Consider the following 14,193-nt stretch of genomic DNA (forward strand, 5'->3'; position numbering starts at 1 on the left):
GATGGATAAAGCAGGCCTTGCTCGCGGCGACGTTCCGGACGCGTTCGACGTCGGCGCCGACGCCTACGACCGACTGGTGGGCGCCAACCCCGGCTATCACACGAACCTGCGGCGTTCGGTGCAACGCATGCGCTTGCCCGACAACGGGCGCGGCCTGCGACTGCTGGACGCCGGCTGCGGCACCGGCGCATCCACGGCCGCGCTGCTGGCAGCGGCTCCCGAAGCCGAGATCATCGCCGTCGACGCATCGGCCGGCATGCTGGAGGCCGCGCGCGCCAAGTCGTGGCCGGCTTCGGTGCGGTTCGTGCACACCCCGATCGAAGAACTCGGTGAACACGGGATCACCGGCCCGTTCGACGCCATCCTGGCGGCTTATCTGCTGCGCAACCTCGCTGACCCGGATGGGCAGCTGCGCGCCTTCGCAGGACTGCTGCGGCCCGGCGGAACGCTGGCGGTGCACGAGTATTCCGTGCGCGATTCCCCTGCCGCCGTGAAGATTTGGCACGCGGTGTGCTGGACCATCATCATCCCGTCGGGTTGGTTGCGGACCCGCAGCACCACCCTCTACCGACACTTGTGGCGCAGCGTGCTGAGTTTCGACGGGGCGCAGCGGTTCCGCCAACGCATGTCCGATGCCGGATTCACTTCGGTGCGCGGCGAAACCATGTCAGGCTGGGAGCGAAACATCGTCCATACCTTTATCGGGGAGGTGCCGCTGTGACCGACCGCCGCCGCGAACGACACTCGGCAACGCCCGGGTTGGCCGACGCCGCCTCACTGTCCTCGCGTCCGCGCGTCGTGGTCGTCGGGGCCGGGATCGCCGGCCTGGCCGCCGCCACCGGACTCGCCGAACGCGGTGTCGACGTCGAGGTGGTGGAGAAGGAGCCCTACCTCGGCGGGCGGGTCGGGGGCTGGACCGAACACGACGGTGCCGGCCCGGGTTCCGAGGTGCCGATGAACCGCGGGTTCCACGCCTTCTTCCGGCAGTACTACAACCTGCGGGCGCTGTTGAGTCGGGTGGATCCGCAGTTGCGCATGCTGACACCGGTCACCGACTACCCGTTGATCGACGGGGCCGGCCGGCGCGACACCTTCCGCGGCCTGCCCCGGACGCCGCCCTGGAACGCCCTGGTTTTCGCCTTGCGCAGCCCGACCTTCCGGCTTTCCGACCTGATGCGCATCGACGCCGGGGCGTCGGCACCGCTGGCGGCGGTCTCGGTTCCCGAGATCTACCACCAGCTGGATCACATCGACGCCGAAACGTTCCTGAAGAGCATCAATTTCCCGGAGTCGGCGCGTCACCTGGCATTCGAGGTGTTCTCCCGCAGCTTCTTCGCCGACCCGACCCAGCTGTCTGCCGGTGAGCTGGCCACCATGTTCCACATCTATTTCCTGGGCTCCAGCGAGGGACTGATCTTCGACGTTGCCAACGCCAATTTCGATGTCAGCCTGTGGAATCCGTTGCGGGATTACCTGAGCGAACGCGGCGTCCGGTTCCGGCTCGACACGCCGGTGCAGCGCGTCGACGCCGTCGACGACGAATTCCGCGTGCACACCGACGGCGACACGCTGTCCGCCGACGCGGTGGTGCTGGCGCTCGACGTGGGCGGGTTGCAACAGGTCCTGGCCGCGTCGGGGGATCTCGGTAACGACCTGTGGCGCGCGCAGATTCGGCGGTTGCGCTCCGCCCCGTCGTTCGTGGTGCACCGGCTGTGGCTGGACCGCCCGGTCAGATCCGACCGGGCACCCTTCCTGGGTACCGCGGGCCACCCACCGCTCGACAACATCAGTGTGCTGGAGCGCTACGAGGCCGAGGCCGCCGCCTGGGCCCGCCAGACCGGTGGGTCCGTCGTCGAATTACACTCCTATGCAATGGATTCCGCAACACCCAGCGACGCCGCGATCGAGCAACTGCACAAGCTGTACCCGGAGACCGCTGCCGCCAACGTGATTCAGGAACGAGTGCTGCGCCGAAGTGACTGCCCGTTGTTCACGCCCGGTACCTACACCCGGCGACCTACCGTGGCGACGCCGCAGGCCGGCTTGGTGCTGGCCGGTGACGGCATCCGGGTGGACCTGCCGGTGGCGTTGATGGAGCGCGCCGCCACCACCGGCTGGGTGGCGGCCAACCAGCTGCTCTCGCGATGGGGCGTGAGTGGTCATGATTTGTTCACCGTTCCCACCCGCGGCCGATCGGTGCTGCTGAGATCGCTGGCGCTGCGGCAAATCCGAGGGCGCAAATGAGCGTCGGCGATCAGTTCCGCGAGCGGTGGCCCAAAGACTGGCCGCTGCAACTGGTTCCGCGCGCGGCGTGGACGCAGCAGCGTCCCACCTACGGTCAGGCCCAGCCGGGGATCATCAACGCCGCCCTGGAAAGGTCGCGGCGCCGTGCCACCGGCAACTGGTACGTGTTCGCGGCCAGTAGCGCAGTGCGCGCGACTCGACCACTCGGCGTCCGGGTGGCCGGTGTCGAACTCGTCGCCTGGCGTGACCGACTGGGCCATCTGACGGTCGGCCCGGCCGGTTGCCCACATCTGGGCGCGGACCTGGCCACCGGCACGGTTTCCGACGGTGTGTTGTTCTGCCGCTGGCATGGGCTGGCCCTGGACGGCCGGTCGTGCAAGCTGGGTTGGGCTCCGTTACCCGGCTACGACGACGGCGTGCTGGCCTGGGTGCGACTCGACGCCGTCGGCGGCGAAACGCCGCTGGACGTGCCGGTGATCCCGGAGCGGCCCACCGGGACCACGCTGCCCGCCGTCGCCCGCGTCGAAGGCACCGCCGAACCGCAGGACATCATCGCCAACCGCCTCGACCCGTGGCATGGCGGCTGGTTCCACCCCTACTCGTTCACCCGACTCGAGGTGCTCACCACCCCGACCGAGGAGGACGACCGGTTCGTCGTCTCGGTCACCTTCCGGGTTGGCCGCTTCGGGGTGCCGACCATCGCGGAATTCACCTGCACCGACGCGCGCACCATCGTGATGCGCATCGTCGAAGGTGAGGGCGCCGGAAGCGTCGTCGAAACCCATGCCACCCCAGTGGGTCCGGGGCCCGACGGGCAGCCCCGCGTCGCCGTGATCGAAGCGGTCGTCGCACATTCGCAGCGGCCCGGGTTCAAAGCGGCACTTTCGGTCGCCCCGCTGGTGACCCCGCTGATGCGCTACGCCGCCAACCGATTGTGGCGCGACGACCTTGCTTACGCCGAGCGCCGGTACCGCCTGCGCAGCGGCGGCTGAGCAACGCACCGCCGTTCGGTCCTCTAGGCTGAATCGGCGATGAAAAGAAGATATTTCGCCGTTGTCGTTGCCACTGTGGCCGCGCACTTCGCCTATCTGGCTTACCTGCCGAGCGGTGGCTTTCTGGCGTTGCGCTGGCGGCGCACATTCTGGTTGCACGTTCCGACCGTGTGCTGGGGCGCCGCCGTTGTGGCGCTTGATCTCCGGTGCCCGTTGACGTCACTGGAAGATTGGGCCCGCGCCCGGGCCGGGATGGGTGCCCTTCCCCAGAACGGGTTTATCGGCCGTTACGTCGACGGCGGAGTCCTGCCTGCCAACCGCACCGGAACCGCTCAGGCGCTCGCTTTCACCGCCGCCGCGCTGTCCTGGATCGCGTTACTGATCCAGAGTCGGCGGGTACCCGATGGGAAATCTAGGGTGAGGGAAGCGAAGTCAATTGAGCGACGACAATCTGCGCAAGGGCGACAAGGTCGAGTGGAAGAGCCACGGTAACACCGTCAAAGGCAAGGTGGAACGCAAGATCACGTCGGACACCGAAGCGGCCGGGCGAACCGTTCGGGCTTCCGAAGACGACCCGCAGTACCAGGTCCGCAGCGACAAGACCGGCAAAGACGCGGTACACAAGCCGGATGCCCTGCGCCGCGACACTTGACGACCCGTCGACATCCTGCGAGTCGAGACCCGACGGAAAGATGAAGTCGCGGGACCGGCTTGAGCACTAATGAGCGATCACGCCGTACTCTGAATGGTTGACGAAGGGGTGCGGGTAAGTGAGCAAGCGGGGCGCGGGCGAGCCGCCGCCGAGGCGGGCGGAACTGGAGAGGCAGCTCTCGGCCGATATTCGCGCAATCACCGCCCGTTCTGATCGCGTCGGGCGGCACTACGCGCGCGTCAACGACGTCAGCAACAGCGATTTTCATGCCTTGCTGCACATCATGGTGGCTGAGACCGCGGGTACCCCGCTGACCCTGGCGCAACTGCGGCAGCGCATGGACGTGTCCCCGCCGGCCATCACCTACCTGGTCGACCGGATGATCGAGGCGGGCCACATCCGCCGGGAGCCGGACCCCGAGGACCGCCGCAAGTGGCTCCTGCGGTACGAGACGCGCGGGATGACGCTGGCGCACACGTTCTTCACCCCGCTCGGGGGACATATCCGGGAGGCCCTGGCCGACATGCCGGACAAGGACCTGGTGGCGGCACATCGGGTGTTCATGGCGATGATCGAGGCGATGGCCACGTTTGAGAACGAACTGTCCGTGCCCGAACAGCACGAGGAGTCAGCGGAACTCGCTCGGGGTTCGTCGTCGGCCGGCAAGCGGCGGCAGGGTGCGGCTCGGTCCGGCGCGCCGAGGCGCTGAGAGCAACCGCCGCTCGATCAGATCCACACCTCGGGCCACTCCCCCCGTCGCGGCGAATCCGGCGGCGACTCGGCGAGCTCCACCCGTCATGGTCGCCGCACCCAGCACCGCGGCCCGCAACCGTGCCGGAGTGAGCCGCTTGGGCAATAAGCGGGTGCCGCAGCCGGCAACCTCGACGCGGCGCGCAACCTCGCCCTGGTCCCGCGCGAACGGCACCACGCAGACCGGAACGCCACGGTTGAGCGCCTTGACCGTGGTGCCCATCCCGCCGTGCGTGACGACACACACCGCCCGCTCGAGCACCGGACCATGCTCCAGGAACTGACACACCGTCGAGTTCGCCGTCTGGGGCAGACCGCCGGGAACCCCCGCCGGAAACGTCGCAATGACGTGCACCGGCTCGTCAGCCAACGCCTGCAGCGCAACATGGCCCAACTTCGCGTCACCCTGGGCGATCGAAGAGGTGCTCACCAGCACGATGGGCCGGTCGATGGCGTCCAGCCAGTCCGGCGCCGTCCCCACGGGCTGTTGGGGTACGCACGCTCCGATGAACTGCACCGACTCCGGCCAATCGGGGTGCGGATATTCGAACGGCTCACCGCCCACCGCCAACAGCAGCGGCGCCCGGCGCATCAACTCGTCCACCGAACGGATCGCCGGCGCTCCGAGATCGGCGCGAAGCGCGTTGATCCGCGGCAACATCGGCCGATCGAACAGATATCTGACGAACGGCCGCATCGACGCGTCACGGACGCGCCCGATGAGGCCGGGCAGCGGCCGCAGCCCGGGCCCGAACGGTGGCGCGAACTGCGAACGCAGATATGGCGTGAACGGCGAGAACACCGTCCACGGCAAGCCGGCGACGTCAGCCGCCGACATCGCGCCCCAACAGTTCGCATCGACGATGACCGCGTCGGGCCTCGCCTCGCTGATCGCGCTTCGAAAATCATCGACCTCGAAGACAGCCCGTCGGCACAGTACGTCGATGGACCGCTTGAGCACACCTAACGCGTTGTGCGCCAACCAATCATCTCCGACGATCGCCTCGATCCGCGGGTCCACGGCGGCTGCGTGCACGCCGGCCGCGCGCATGCCGGCGACTTCGCTGCTCATCGTTCGCAGGTGAACCTGGTGGCCGCGCGCGGTCAGCTCCCCCAACAGAGCCGCCATCGGGTAGAGATGACCCAGCGCGGGCGAACCGTAAGCCAGAATCACCGCCATGCGTGCGCCTAGGCGACGGGTAGCGCGCCGAGCTTGCGCAGCGACGGCAGATCGGCGGCACCACAACCGTGCAGACAGATACGCAGCTCGTCGATAAACCCTTGCAGCCACTCCGTTGCCGCATCGGCGGACTCGATAGCGGCGGCCAGCAGCGGCCGGGCGACTGCTACCACGTCGGCGCCCAGGGCGAGGGCCTTGGCCGCGTCCATACCGGTGCGGATCCCACCGGAGGCGACCAGCGGGATCCGCGGAAGTGCCGCACGAACCTCGAGCAGCGCCTGCGCCGTGGGTATCCCCCAGTCGGCCAGGTCCGGATAGCGCAGTTCGCCGTAACGGACCAACTGCTCGACACGCGACCACGACGTCCCGCCGGCCCCTGCGACGTCGATGGCCGCCACCGGCGGCTCTCCGGTCAGGCGAAGCAGATCGGCGACCGCGGTGGCGCCGATGCCGTGTCCCACTTCCTTCAGCAGCACGGGGTAATCCAGCATCGGGGTCAGCTCGTGCAGTCGGTCCAGCGATCCGGCGAAGTCGGTGTCACCGTTGTCCTGCATCGCCTCCTGCAGCGGATTGGTGTGCACCGCAAGCGCATTCGCCCCAACCCGGTCGAGTGCCCGGATGATCTCAGGGATCGCGTCCTTGACGAACTGCGACAGTCCGATATTGCCCACCAGCAGCACGTCCGGTGCCACGTCGCGCACCGCGAAGCTGGGCGCGGCCTGCTCGCCCAGGGCACTCTCCAGCATCACCCGCTGGGAGCCGAGCATCATCCCGACGCCCAGTCGTTGCGCGGCGGTGGCCAGATTCCGGTTGATGGTGCCCGACAACTCGGCACCTCCGGTCATGGCGCCCACCAGCACCGGCGCCCGTAGCCCGACCCCGAGGAACTCCGTCGACAGGTCGACGTCGTGAAGGCTGGTCTGCGTCAACGCGTTGTACGGCAACCGGTAACGTTCCAGGCCCGTTGTGACCCCGTGATACGTGACGTCGCCGTCCAGGCACGCGTCGATATGACGCAGCTTGCGCGACGCCATGTCGCGGCGCGGCGACGTCATGGAACTCCGGCCCTACCGGTCAGCATGCTCAGACTCCACTCCTGGGTTTGACCGGCACGGCGATTTCGTTGCGGCGCAACGCCGGAACGGTCCAGGGCGGGTCATAGAACCAGGCCGCCGGAGAGTCCGTCGCCTCGAATCCCAACTCCCCCAGCGTGTCCATCAACTGCTTGGTGTGAGAGGCGACCGCGCGCCGGCTGGGGATGCCGGTGAACTTGTGCACCGCAACCGTAGAGGGCGGCACGGTCACCAACTCGACATCACCGTCGTCGGGCGAGGGCAGTGTCTGCATCGTCTTTTCCGAGGGCATGAAGAACTGGATCACCCACTCTCCCTTGTTGCGCGACTCCTGTGCCACCGGAGCCGTCATTGCGACCTTCTCGCGATCGTTGTTCGCCCCGAAGATGTAGCGTGCCAGCCGTCGGAACCCCACATTGCGGGCCGATTCCTCATCAGCGACGACGGTGGTCTGGGCCGCGATCCGATCCCCGTAGTGGCGGAGCTCCACGTCGCGCGTCAGCTTTTCGGTGGTGTGAGCAGGCTCTTCGATGCTGTGCCGGTACCCCACGACCATGCCGGCCGCTTCAGCGACCTGCCCCACCACTGCTCCAATAGACTTGAACAAGGTCGCCTCTTTCCCTCATCGGTTCCATGGTGTCGCGAATTTTCGGCGCCCACAACTGAGCCAGTAACTCAGACCGGCGTCGTCACTGCTGAACCACCACCCGGGCACTAGCCTCGGCACGTTCAGCATACTCGGATCGTGCGACTTTGTTAAGTTACTGAATGTTTAAATCAATTAAGCTCCCTGCGAACCGAGCGCCTGCGGACCCCCATCGGTGTTGCCCGCATCACTGCAAGAACCAAGCGGCCAGATTGTGTCTAGGCTGGTGTCAGTTGAGTCCGCAGCTACAGTCCCGGAACTCTGGAACATCGAGTTCCACCGGTTTCACCCACAATTTGACAGGCCTGCCGATGCACGCTGCAGATTCCCAAGACCAACGACGCCCCCGCTACCGCTACGTCGTGAATTGCGATGGGGCACAGATGTTCGTATACGCCCGAAGTCTGGCGACGGTAGTTCGCATCGACGGCGGGATCGATGCGTCGAACGCCGCACAGATCGCTGCGGAAGTCCGACGTTTCACCAAGGCGTGCACGCCTTTGATCGTCGATCTCAGCCAACTGGATTTCCTCGGCATCGAAGGATTCCAGCAACTTCTCGCCTTCAATCATCAGCATCAAGCAGCCGGCTTGTACTGCAACATCGTCAGCGGCCCGGCCCTACGCACGGTTATCAGGGTGGTCCGCGATCACGGCTTACCGCTGGTGAGATCCGTGCCCGAGGCGCTGCAACTGATCGAGGACGCCCTTGCCACTCGGCGTCAGGCGCCAGGACTGGTCCGGTAGGGCGATGAACTCACCCGGGAAGACCGCCCGACACTTCCCCTACCACTACGACCCACGCCTGGCGCCGCTGTGGCTCCCCTTCCGCTGGCCCGGCGAACAGGGTGTGACATTGACCGACGATGGCCGCTTCGCCGCCCGGTACGGGCCGTGGCGCGTCGAAGCGCCGTTGTCCGACGTGGTCGAAGCGCACGTCACCGGACCCTACCGATGGTGGACCGCCGTCGGCCCGCGCCTGTCGATGGCCGACGACGGACTCACCTTCGGAACGAACGCGAAGGCGGGCGTGTGCATTCACTTCGAACCGCGCATTAATAGGGTTATCGGATTCCGGGATCATTCGGCGTTGACGGTCACGGTCGCCGATCCAGACACGCTGGTCACAGCGCTGAAGTTGGGCGGTTAACCGAAAACGGCAACTCGTTGCCGCAATACTGTTGAACCAGCGGCACGTCCGCCTCGTTACAGCTAGCAACCGTCGCTTCATTAGATTAATGTTTAATAATCTTAACCGTTGCTTCGGTTGGCTGGAGATACGTCATCACGAGGACGGACCATGCTTGCGCAACTTGCCCGAGTCTCCGTCGCCGCGCCGCGGCGGGTGATTGCCGCTGCCGTCCTAGTGATGATCGCGGCCGCGGTGTTCGGCATCCCGGCCGCGGGCAGTCTCTCCGGCGGAGGATTTCTCGATCCCACCTCCGAATCGGCCCGGGCATCGACGCTGCTCGCCGACACCTTTCACCAGGGTGACATGGAACTGGTGCTGCTGGTCAGCTCCGAGAACGGCGTAAAAGCGGGTCCCGGGCACCTGGTGGGCACCGACCTGACTCGACAACTCGCCGAATCGACCTTCGTTTCCCAGGTCGCCTCGCCCTGGCAGCCCCAACCCGCCCCGGGCACGGTCAGCGGCGACGGCAAAACGGCCATGATCATCGCCACGCTCAAGGGTGACGAGAACACCAGCGCCAAACACGCCCAGGCACTGGCGGACCGCTTCGCCGGCGAACGTGACGGGGTCACTGTGCAAGCCGGTGGGTCGGCGATGGTCTACGCACAGATCAACAAACAAACCGAAAACGACTTGCTGCGAATGGAAGTCATCGCCATCCCGCTGAGCTTCATTGCGCTGGTATGGGTGTTCGGAGGTCTGTTGGCGGCCGCCCTGCCGGTGGCGGTGGGCGGGTTCGCGATCCTGGGCTCACTCGCCGCGCTACGGGGGATCGCTCTGTTCACCGACGTGTCGATCTTTGCACTGAACGTCTCTGTCGCACTGGGATTCGCGCTGGCCATCGACTACACCCTGCTGATCGTCAGCCGCTATCGGGACGAGCTGGGCGACGGGGTACCACCGGATGAGGCCGTGGTGCATACCATGGCCACCGCCGGCCGAACCGTGCTCTTCTCCGCGATGACGGTGGCGCTGGCGCTGCTCGGGATGATCTTCTTCCCGATGTACTTTCTCAAGTCGTTCGCCTATGCCGGCATCGCGGTGGTGGCCTTCGCCGCTGCCGCCGCCGTCTCGATCACACCGGCCGCGCTGGTGTTACTGGGCCACCGCATCGATGCGTTCGACGTGCGGCGCCTGGCGCGCCGGCTGCTGCGTCTACCGCAACGGGCCGCCCCGCCGCTCGAACAGACCTTCTGGTATCGCATGGCGAAATTCGTTATCAGGCAAGCGATGCCGTTGGGTTTTATCCTAATCGTGCTGCTGCTTGCGCTGGGCACACCCTTCCTCGGAGTGAAGTGGGGGTATGCCGACGACCGCGTGCTGCCCGCGACGTCATCGGCGCGGTTGGCCAATGACCGGATCCGATCGGAGTTCCCGTCGAACTCCACGACGCGGGTCAAGATCGTGATCCCCGACACCGCAGGACTGAGCCGCTCGGATATCGACACGTACGCCGCGGAGTTGTCGCGGGTGCCCGAAGTCTCGTCGGTGTCGGCGCCGACCGGCACTTTCATCGCCGGGGAACCCAAGGGACCTCCGTCGGCGCCGACCGGAATGGCCGACGGCGCAGCGTTTCTCACGGTGGACAGCACCGCGGCCTTGTATACGCGAGAGTCCGAGGAGCAACTGGCCCGTGTGCATGAGGTCGCACTGCCCGCGGGCAAGCGGGTTCTGGTCACCGGTCTGGCGCAGACGAATCGCGACTGCGTGCACGGCATCACCTCACGATTGCCCCTGGTATTCGGCTTCATCGCGGTCGTGATGCTGGTGTTGTTGTTCCTGCTGTCCGGCAGCGTGGTGCTGCCGATCAAGGCCGTCCTGCTCAACATGTTGTCGTTGACGGCGACGTTCGGCGCGCTGGTGTGGATCTTCCAGGAAGGCCACCTCGGGGCGGCCGGTACCACTGCCACCGGGACGCTGGCGGTGAACGTTCCGGTGCTGATGTTCTGCATCGCGTTCGGCCTGTCGATGGATTACGAAGTATTCCTGCTGTCCCGGATCCGCGAATACTGGCTCGCATCAACGCAGACCCACGCCGACAACGACGAAAGCGTCGCTCTCGGTATCGCCCGCACGGGTCGAGTGGTCACCGCCGCGGCCCTGCTGATGTCGATCTCGTTCGCCGCCCTCATGTCCGCCGGGGTTTCGTTCATGCGCATGTTCGCCGTCGGGTTGACGATCGCGATCCTGATAGACGCCACCGTTATCCGCATGATTCTCGTCCCGGCGTTCATGCACGTGCTCGGCCGGCTCAACTGGTGGGCGCCCAGGCACCTGGCCAAGTGGCACCGGCGGACTTTCACCGTGGCACCCCGTCGCGGATTACCGCGGGCGTTTCAGGAATCGGTGGGGCCCAGTTCGGCCTGAAACTGGCGCATCGCGACCAGCAATGCGTCGAAAACCCGATGCGCAGCAGCCAGATCGGCGTCGGGCAGGTCGGCCATCGCGTCATGGGTGTGCTGGCCGAGCGGAGTGAAGAATGACCGCGCGGTGTGCATGCCCGACTCCGCGTGGCGCAGGATCACCTTGCGCCGATCAGCGGGATGAGAGTCCCGACGTATGTGACCCGAGTCGATCAACCTGTCGACAAGGTAGGTGATCGCCGCGCCCGACAGGCCCATTCGCTGACTCAGGTCCCCGGACGTCATGGGCTGGCCGGCGGTCTCGGCAACCATGATGTGCAGCAGTGCCCGAAAGTCAGTGGGCCGAACATCGTGGGAGACTGCGAAGATCCGCCCGATCTGGTCGGATTCAGACGACAACTCCCGCAGATCAGCAGTGATCTGCGATTCCAGGGTTGCGCGGTGGCACGCCGGCTCGTCGGGTTGCATACCGATGAGCAGCATATCGTTTTTCGGCCCTAATTTCAGTTGATTAATATTTCAGTTACTGAAATGCTTAGTGCTGTGTGGGACGGATTTGCCGCAACCCTGACCCGACGCCGCTCCTGGCTGCTCGCGCTCGGCGTCTTCGTGCTGGCCGCCGGTTTCATGGCACTGGTCGGCGGGAATGCCGCAGCGGGGCAGGCGCCGCTGTCGGTGCCTACCGATTCTGACTCGGCGAAGGTGCAGAAGCTGTCCAACCAGTTCCCCGGTGGTGACCGGGTGCCGCTGATCGTGGTGGTGAACGGATCCGGCGCCCCGGATGCCCTGAAGCAAGCCTGCGAAGGCGCCCGCGACCGGATGCTGGCGACTATCCACGACGGTGCGCCCGGGGCGCCGGTACTGGTGTCCGGCGACGGCAAGGCGGCGATCGGAGTCGTACCGATCAGCGCCGAGCTGTCCGGGTTGCCGCTCAACGAAGAAGTGGCTGCGCTGCGCACCGCCGCCAACCAGGGCTTGCCCGCAGGAATGACGGCACACGTCACCGGTGGGCCGGCGTTCGGGGCGGACATCGCCAACGCTTTCAGCAATGCCAACATCACCCTGCTGGCGGTCACCGCATCGGTGGTCGCGTTGCTGCTGATCGCCACCTACCGCTCGCCGGTGCTGTGGCTGGTGCCCCTGGTGGTGATCGGCTTCGCCGACCGGTTGGCCAGCGCCGTCGGTGTCACGGTGGCGTCGCTGACCGGTTTGAACTTCGACGGTTCCACTTCGGGCATCACCAGCGTGTTGGTGTTCGGTGCGGGCACCAACTACGCGCTGCTGCTGATTTCGCGTTACCGGCAGGAACTTCGGCGCCACCGGGATCACCGGGACGCGTTGCGCCGAGCGGTCCGGATGGCCGGACCGGCGATCGTGGCCAGCAACGCCACCGTAGTGCTGGCGCTGCTCACCCTGGTCTTCGCGTCCACCCCCAGCACCCGCAGCCTGGGAGCGCTGGCGGCGTGCGGGCTGTTGGTTGCCGCCGTCTCGGTGCTGGTGCTGCTGCCACCGCTGCTGGCGGTGTGCGGACGGCGGCTGTTCTGGCCGTTCGTACCTCAGCCCGATGACACGAAGCACGAGGCAACCGAAACCGGCATCTGGCACCGGGTCGCCGAAGCCGTATCGCGCCGTCCGGTCTTGGTCGCCTCCGTCACGATTGTTCTCCTGGGCGTGCTGGCCACCGGTCTGCTCAGTACCCGCGTCGGCTTGTCCCAGACGGAACAGTTTCGCGTCAAAGCGGATTCGGTGACAGGCTTCGATATCGTGGCCCAACATTTTCCCGCGGGGCTGGCCAATCCGACCGATGTGATCGCGCCGACCGACAAGGCACCGCAGGTGCAACAGGCCATCACCGCCACCCCGGGGGTAGTTTCGGCCAATCCGGCCGGCACTTCGGGGAGCGGTCTGACCAAGTGGTCGGTGGTCACCGATGCGGCGCCGTCCTCCCCGCGAGCGTTCAGTACCATTGCGGCGCTGCGAGATTCGACCCGGGGGGTGACGCCCGAGGCACTGGTGGGCGGGCCGGACGCCCAGGCACTGGACACCCGAGACGCCGCGGTACACGATCGAGTCCTGTTGATACCGGCGATTCTGCTGGTGATCCTGGTCGTCCTCTACGCGCTGCTGCGGTCTGCCCTGGCCCCGCCCACCCTATTGGCGGCGACCATTCTGGGTGCGCTGGCCGCGCTGGGCCTCGGCGGCTGGGCGAGCATCCACGTGTTCGGATTCCCTGCGCTGGACAACATCGCACCGCTGTACGCGTTCCTCTTTCTGGCCGCGCTTGGAGTGGACTACACGATCTTCCTGGTCACCCGTGCGCGAGAGGAGGCAGCCGGGCACGGCGCGCGGGACGGCATGGTTCGCGCGGTGTCGGCCACCGGCGGTGTCATCACCAGCGCGGGAATCGTTCTCGCGGCGGTGTTTTGCGTCCTCGGCGTATTGCCGCTGATCGTGATGACCCAACTGGGCATCATCGTGGGCCTGGGCATCCTGCTGGACACCTTCGTCGTCCGAACCCTGGTGATCCCCGCACTGTTCGCCCTCATCGGCGACCGCATCTGGTGGCCGGCTGACCTTACCCACGCCGAAACCGAAGGGAAACACCATGAATAAGTCAACTCTGGCCGGCACCGCCCTTGCTGTCACCGCCGCGGCGGCCTCCGGCAGCGTCGCCAGCCCGAACCGCACCCCCGGCTGGTACGACCGACTCCGCAAGCCGAGCTTCCAGCCACCCAAAGTCGCCTTCCCGATCGCCTGGACCAGCCTCTACACCGATATCGCGGTCACCTCGGCGAACACCATCGACCGGTTCCGCGAAGACGGGCGCGACGAGGAAGCCCGCGGCTACATCGCCGCGCTCGGGGTCAACCTGGCCATCAACGCGGGTTGGAGCTGGCTGTTCTTCCGCTACCACAAGTTGGGTCCCTCCGCCGTGGGTGCCGCCGCGCTGACCGTCAGCAGTGCCGATCTGGTGCGCCGCGCCGTCGACGCCGACCCGCGTAAGGGGTGGGCGTTACTGCCGTACCCACTGTGGTGTGGATTCGCCACGGTGCTGGCAACGAGTGTGTGGCGGCTCAATCGCTGACGGGCTCAACCGCTGAA

General features: G+C 66.5%; 15 protein-coding genes. 11 read left to right on the forward strand and 4 right to left on the reverse strand.

The annotated features are described in order from the left end of the window. The first annotated feature begins 1 nt into the window (after position 1). The 6 genes from ACNQS7_RS09575 (at position 2) to ACNQS7_RS09600 (ending at position 4,597) form a co-directional block, all read left to right on the forward strand. Positions 2–721, forward strand: a complete 720-nt coding sequence (locus tag ACNQS7_RS09575) for a class I SAM-dependent methyltransferase (RefSeq protein WP_231752325.1) — start codon at positions 2–4, stop codon at positions 719–721. Next, complete coding sequence (locus ACNQS7_RS09580; protein WP_418012372.1) at positions 718–2,244, forward strand: FAD-dependent oxidoreductase; 1,527 nt, start codon at positions 718–720, stop codon at positions 2,242–2,244. Before ACNQS7_RS09575 ends, ACNQS7_RS09580 begins: the two co-directional genes overlap by 4 nt. Then, positions 2,241–3,236, forward strand: coding sequence for a DUF5914 domain-containing protein (locus ACNQS7_RS09585; RefSeq protein ID WP_418012373.1), 996 nt, complete (start codon positions 2,241–2,243; stop codon positions 3,234–3,236). The genes ACNQS7_RS09580 and ACNQS7_RS09585 overlap by 4 nt, the downstream gene beginning before the upstream one ends. A 39-nt stretch (positions 3,237–3,275) precedes the next feature. Continuing rightward, the gene (locus tag ACNQS7_RS09590) at positions 3,276–3,728 is read left to right on the forward strand and encodes a DUF2784 domain-containing protein (RefSeq protein WP_418012374.1); all 453 of its coding nucleotides are present in this window, start codon (positions 3,276–3,278) and stop codon (positions 3,726–3,728) included. Further along, the gene (locus ACNQS7_RS09595) at positions 3,673–3,888 is read left to right on the forward strand and encodes a DUF2945 domain-containing protein (protein ID WP_418012375.1); all 216 of its coding nucleotides are present in this window, start codon (positions 3,673–3,675) and stop codon (positions 3,886–3,888) included. The genes ACNQS7_RS09590 and ACNQS7_RS09595 overlap by 56 nt, the downstream gene beginning before the upstream one ends. A gap of 118 nt (positions 3,889–4,006) precedes the next feature. Further along, on the forward strand, positions 4,007–4,597 hold the full coding sequence (locus tag ACNQS7_RS09600; protein ID WP_418012376.1) for a MarR family winged helix-turn-helix transcriptional regulator: 591 nt from the start codon (positions 4,007–4,009) through the stop codon (positions 4,595–4,597). On the opposite strand, the gene ACNQS7_RS09605 is transcribed toward ACNQS7_RS09600, so the two are convergent. The 3 genes from ACNQS7_RS09605 to ACNQS7_RS09615 are packed head-to-tail and all read right to left on the reverse strand — an operon-like array spanning position 4,517 to position 7,498. Beyond that, positions 4,517–5,818 (reverse strand): glycosyltransferase, encoded by a 1,302-nt coding sequence (locus ACNQS7_RS09605; RefSeq protein WP_418012377.1) that lies wholly within the window; start codon positions 5,816–5,818, stop codon positions 4,517–4,519. The genes ACNQS7_RS09600 and ACNQS7_RS09605 overlap by 81 nt on opposite strands. Before the next feature lie 8 nt (positions 5,819–5,826). Beyond that, positions 5,827–6,873 carry a type 2 isopentenyl-diphosphate Delta-isomerase gene (gene fni / locus ACNQS7_RS09610; protein ID WP_418012378.1) on the reverse strand — a complete coding sequence of 349 codons (1,047 nt, stop codon included), beginning with the start codon at positions 6,871–6,873 and terminating at the stop codon, positions 5,827–5,829. Positions 6,874–6,901: 28 nt separating this feature from the next. Continuing rightward, positions 6,902–7,498, reverse strand: a complete 597-nt coding sequence (locus ACNQS7_RS09615) for an SOUL family heme-binding protein (protein ID WP_418012379.1) — start codon at positions 7,496–7,498, stop codon at positions 6,902–6,904. A 422-nt stretch (positions 7,499–7,920) separates the two neighbouring features. On the opposite strand from ACNQS7_RS09615, the gene ACNQS7_RS09620 reads away from it, so the two are divergent. The 3 genes from ACNQS7_RS09620 to ACNQS7_RS09630 all read left to right on the forward strand — a co-directional run bounded on the left by ACNQS7_RS09620 (position 7,921) and on the right by ACNQS7_RS09630 (position 11,095). After that, positions 7,921–8,283, forward strand: a complete 363-nt coding sequence (locus ACNQS7_RS09620) for an STAS domain-containing protein (RefSeq protein WP_418012380.1) — start codon at positions 7,921–7,923, stop codon at positions 8,281–8,283. 4 nt (positions 8,284–8,287) lie between these two features. Next, complete coding sequence (locus ACNQS7_RS09625) at positions 8,288–8,686, forward strand: hypothetical protein (RefSeq protein ID WP_418012381.1); 399 nt, start codon at positions 8,288–8,290, stop codon at positions 8,684–8,686. A gap of 150 nt (positions 8,687–8,836) precedes the next feature. Continuing rightward, the gene (locus tag ACNQS7_RS09630) at positions 8,837–11,095 is read left to right on the forward strand and encodes an MMPL family transporter (protein ID WP_418012382.1); all 2,259 of its coding nucleotides are present in this window, start codon (positions 8,837–8,839) and stop codon (positions 11,093–11,095) included. Here ACNQS7_RS09630 and ACNQS7_RS09635 read toward each other — a convergent pair. Then, positions 11,065–11,574 carry a MarR family winged helix-turn-helix transcriptional regulator gene (locus tag ACNQS7_RS09635; RefSeq protein WP_418012383.1) on the reverse strand — a complete coding sequence of 170 codons (510 nt, stop codon included), beginning with the start codon at positions 11,572–11,574 and terminating at the stop codon, positions 11,065–11,067. The two genes, ACNQS7_RS09630 and ACNQS7_RS09635, sit on opposite strands and share 31 nt — an antisense overlap. A gap of 48 nt (positions 11,575–11,622) precedes the next feature. Between ACNQS7_RS09635 and ACNQS7_RS09640 the strand changes: the two genes are divergently transcribed. Together ACNQS7_RS09640 and ACNQS7_RS09645 are read left to right on the forward strand one after the other, a co-directional pair. Next, positions 11,623–13,704, forward strand: a complete 2,082-nt coding sequence (locus ACNQS7_RS09640) for an MMPL family transporter (protein ID WP_418012384.1) — start codon at positions 11,623–11,625, stop codon at positions 13,702–13,704. Then, positions 13,697–14,176 carry a TspO/MBR family protein gene (locus tag ACNQS7_RS09645; protein ID WP_418012385.1) on the forward strand — a complete coding sequence of 160 codons (480 nt, stop codon included), beginning with the start codon at positions 13,697–13,699 and terminating at the stop codon, positions 14,174–14,176. The genes ACNQS7_RS09640 and ACNQS7_RS09645 overlap by 8 nt, the downstream gene beginning before the upstream one ends. Positions 14,177–14,193: the final 17 nt, after the last annotated feature.

Origin of the sequence: Mycobacterium sp. 23, from assembly GCF_048287075.1 — a bacterium.
Taxonomy (GTDB): Bacteria; Actinomycetota; Actinomycetes; order Mycobacteriales; family Mycobacteriaceae; genus Mycobacterium; species Mycobacterium gordonae_B.

Excerpts from the sequence above, each read along its gene's own strand:
- ACNQS7_RS09575 (WP_231752325.1), top strand. The coding sequence starts at position 2 with ATGGATAAAGCAGGCCTTGCTCGCGGCGACGTTCCGGACGCGTTCGAC.
- ACNQS7_RS09585 (WP_418012373.1), top strand. The coding sequence starts at position 2,241 with ATGAGCGTCGGCGATCAGTTCCGCGAGCGGTGGCCCAAAGACTGGCCG.
- ACNQS7_RS09590 (WP_418012374.1), top strand. The coding sequence starts at position 3,276 with ATGAAAAGAAGATATTTCGCCGTTGTCGTTGCCACTGTGGCCGCGCAC.
- ACNQS7_RS09605 (WP_418012377.1), bottom strand. The coding sequence starts at position 5,818 with ATGGCGGTGATTCTGGCTTACGGTTCGCCCGCGCTGGGTCATCTCTAC.
- fni (WP_418012378.1), bottom strand. The coding sequence starts at position 6,873 with ATGACGTCGCCGCGCCGCGACATGGCGTCGCGCAAGCTGCGTCATATC.
- ACNQS7_RS09620 (WP_418012380.1), top strand. The coding sequence starts at position 7,921 with ATGTTCGTATACGCCCGAAGTCTGGCGACGGTAGTTCGCATCGACGGC.
- ACNQS7_RS09625 (WP_418012381.1), top strand. The coding sequence starts at position 8,288 with ATGAACTCACCCGGGAAGACCGCCCGACACTTCCCCTACCACTACGAC.
- ACNQS7_RS09630 (WP_418012382.1), top strand. The coding sequence starts at position 8,837 with ATGCTTGCGCAACTTGCCCGAGTCTCCGTCGCCGCGCCGCGGCGGGTG.
- ACNQS7_RS09635 (WP_418012383.1), bottom strand. The coding sequence starts at position 11,574 with ATGCTGCTCATCGGTATGCAACCCGACGAGCCGGCGTGCCACCGCGCA.
- ACNQS7_RS09640 (WP_418012384.1), top strand. The coding sequence starts at position 11,623 with ATGCTTAGTGCTGTGTGGGACGGATTTGCCGCAACCCTGACCCGACGC.
- ACNQS7_RS09645 (WP_418012385.1), top strand. The coding sequence starts at position 13,697 with ATGAATAAGTCAACTCTGGCCGGCACCGCCCTTGCTGTCACCGCCGCG.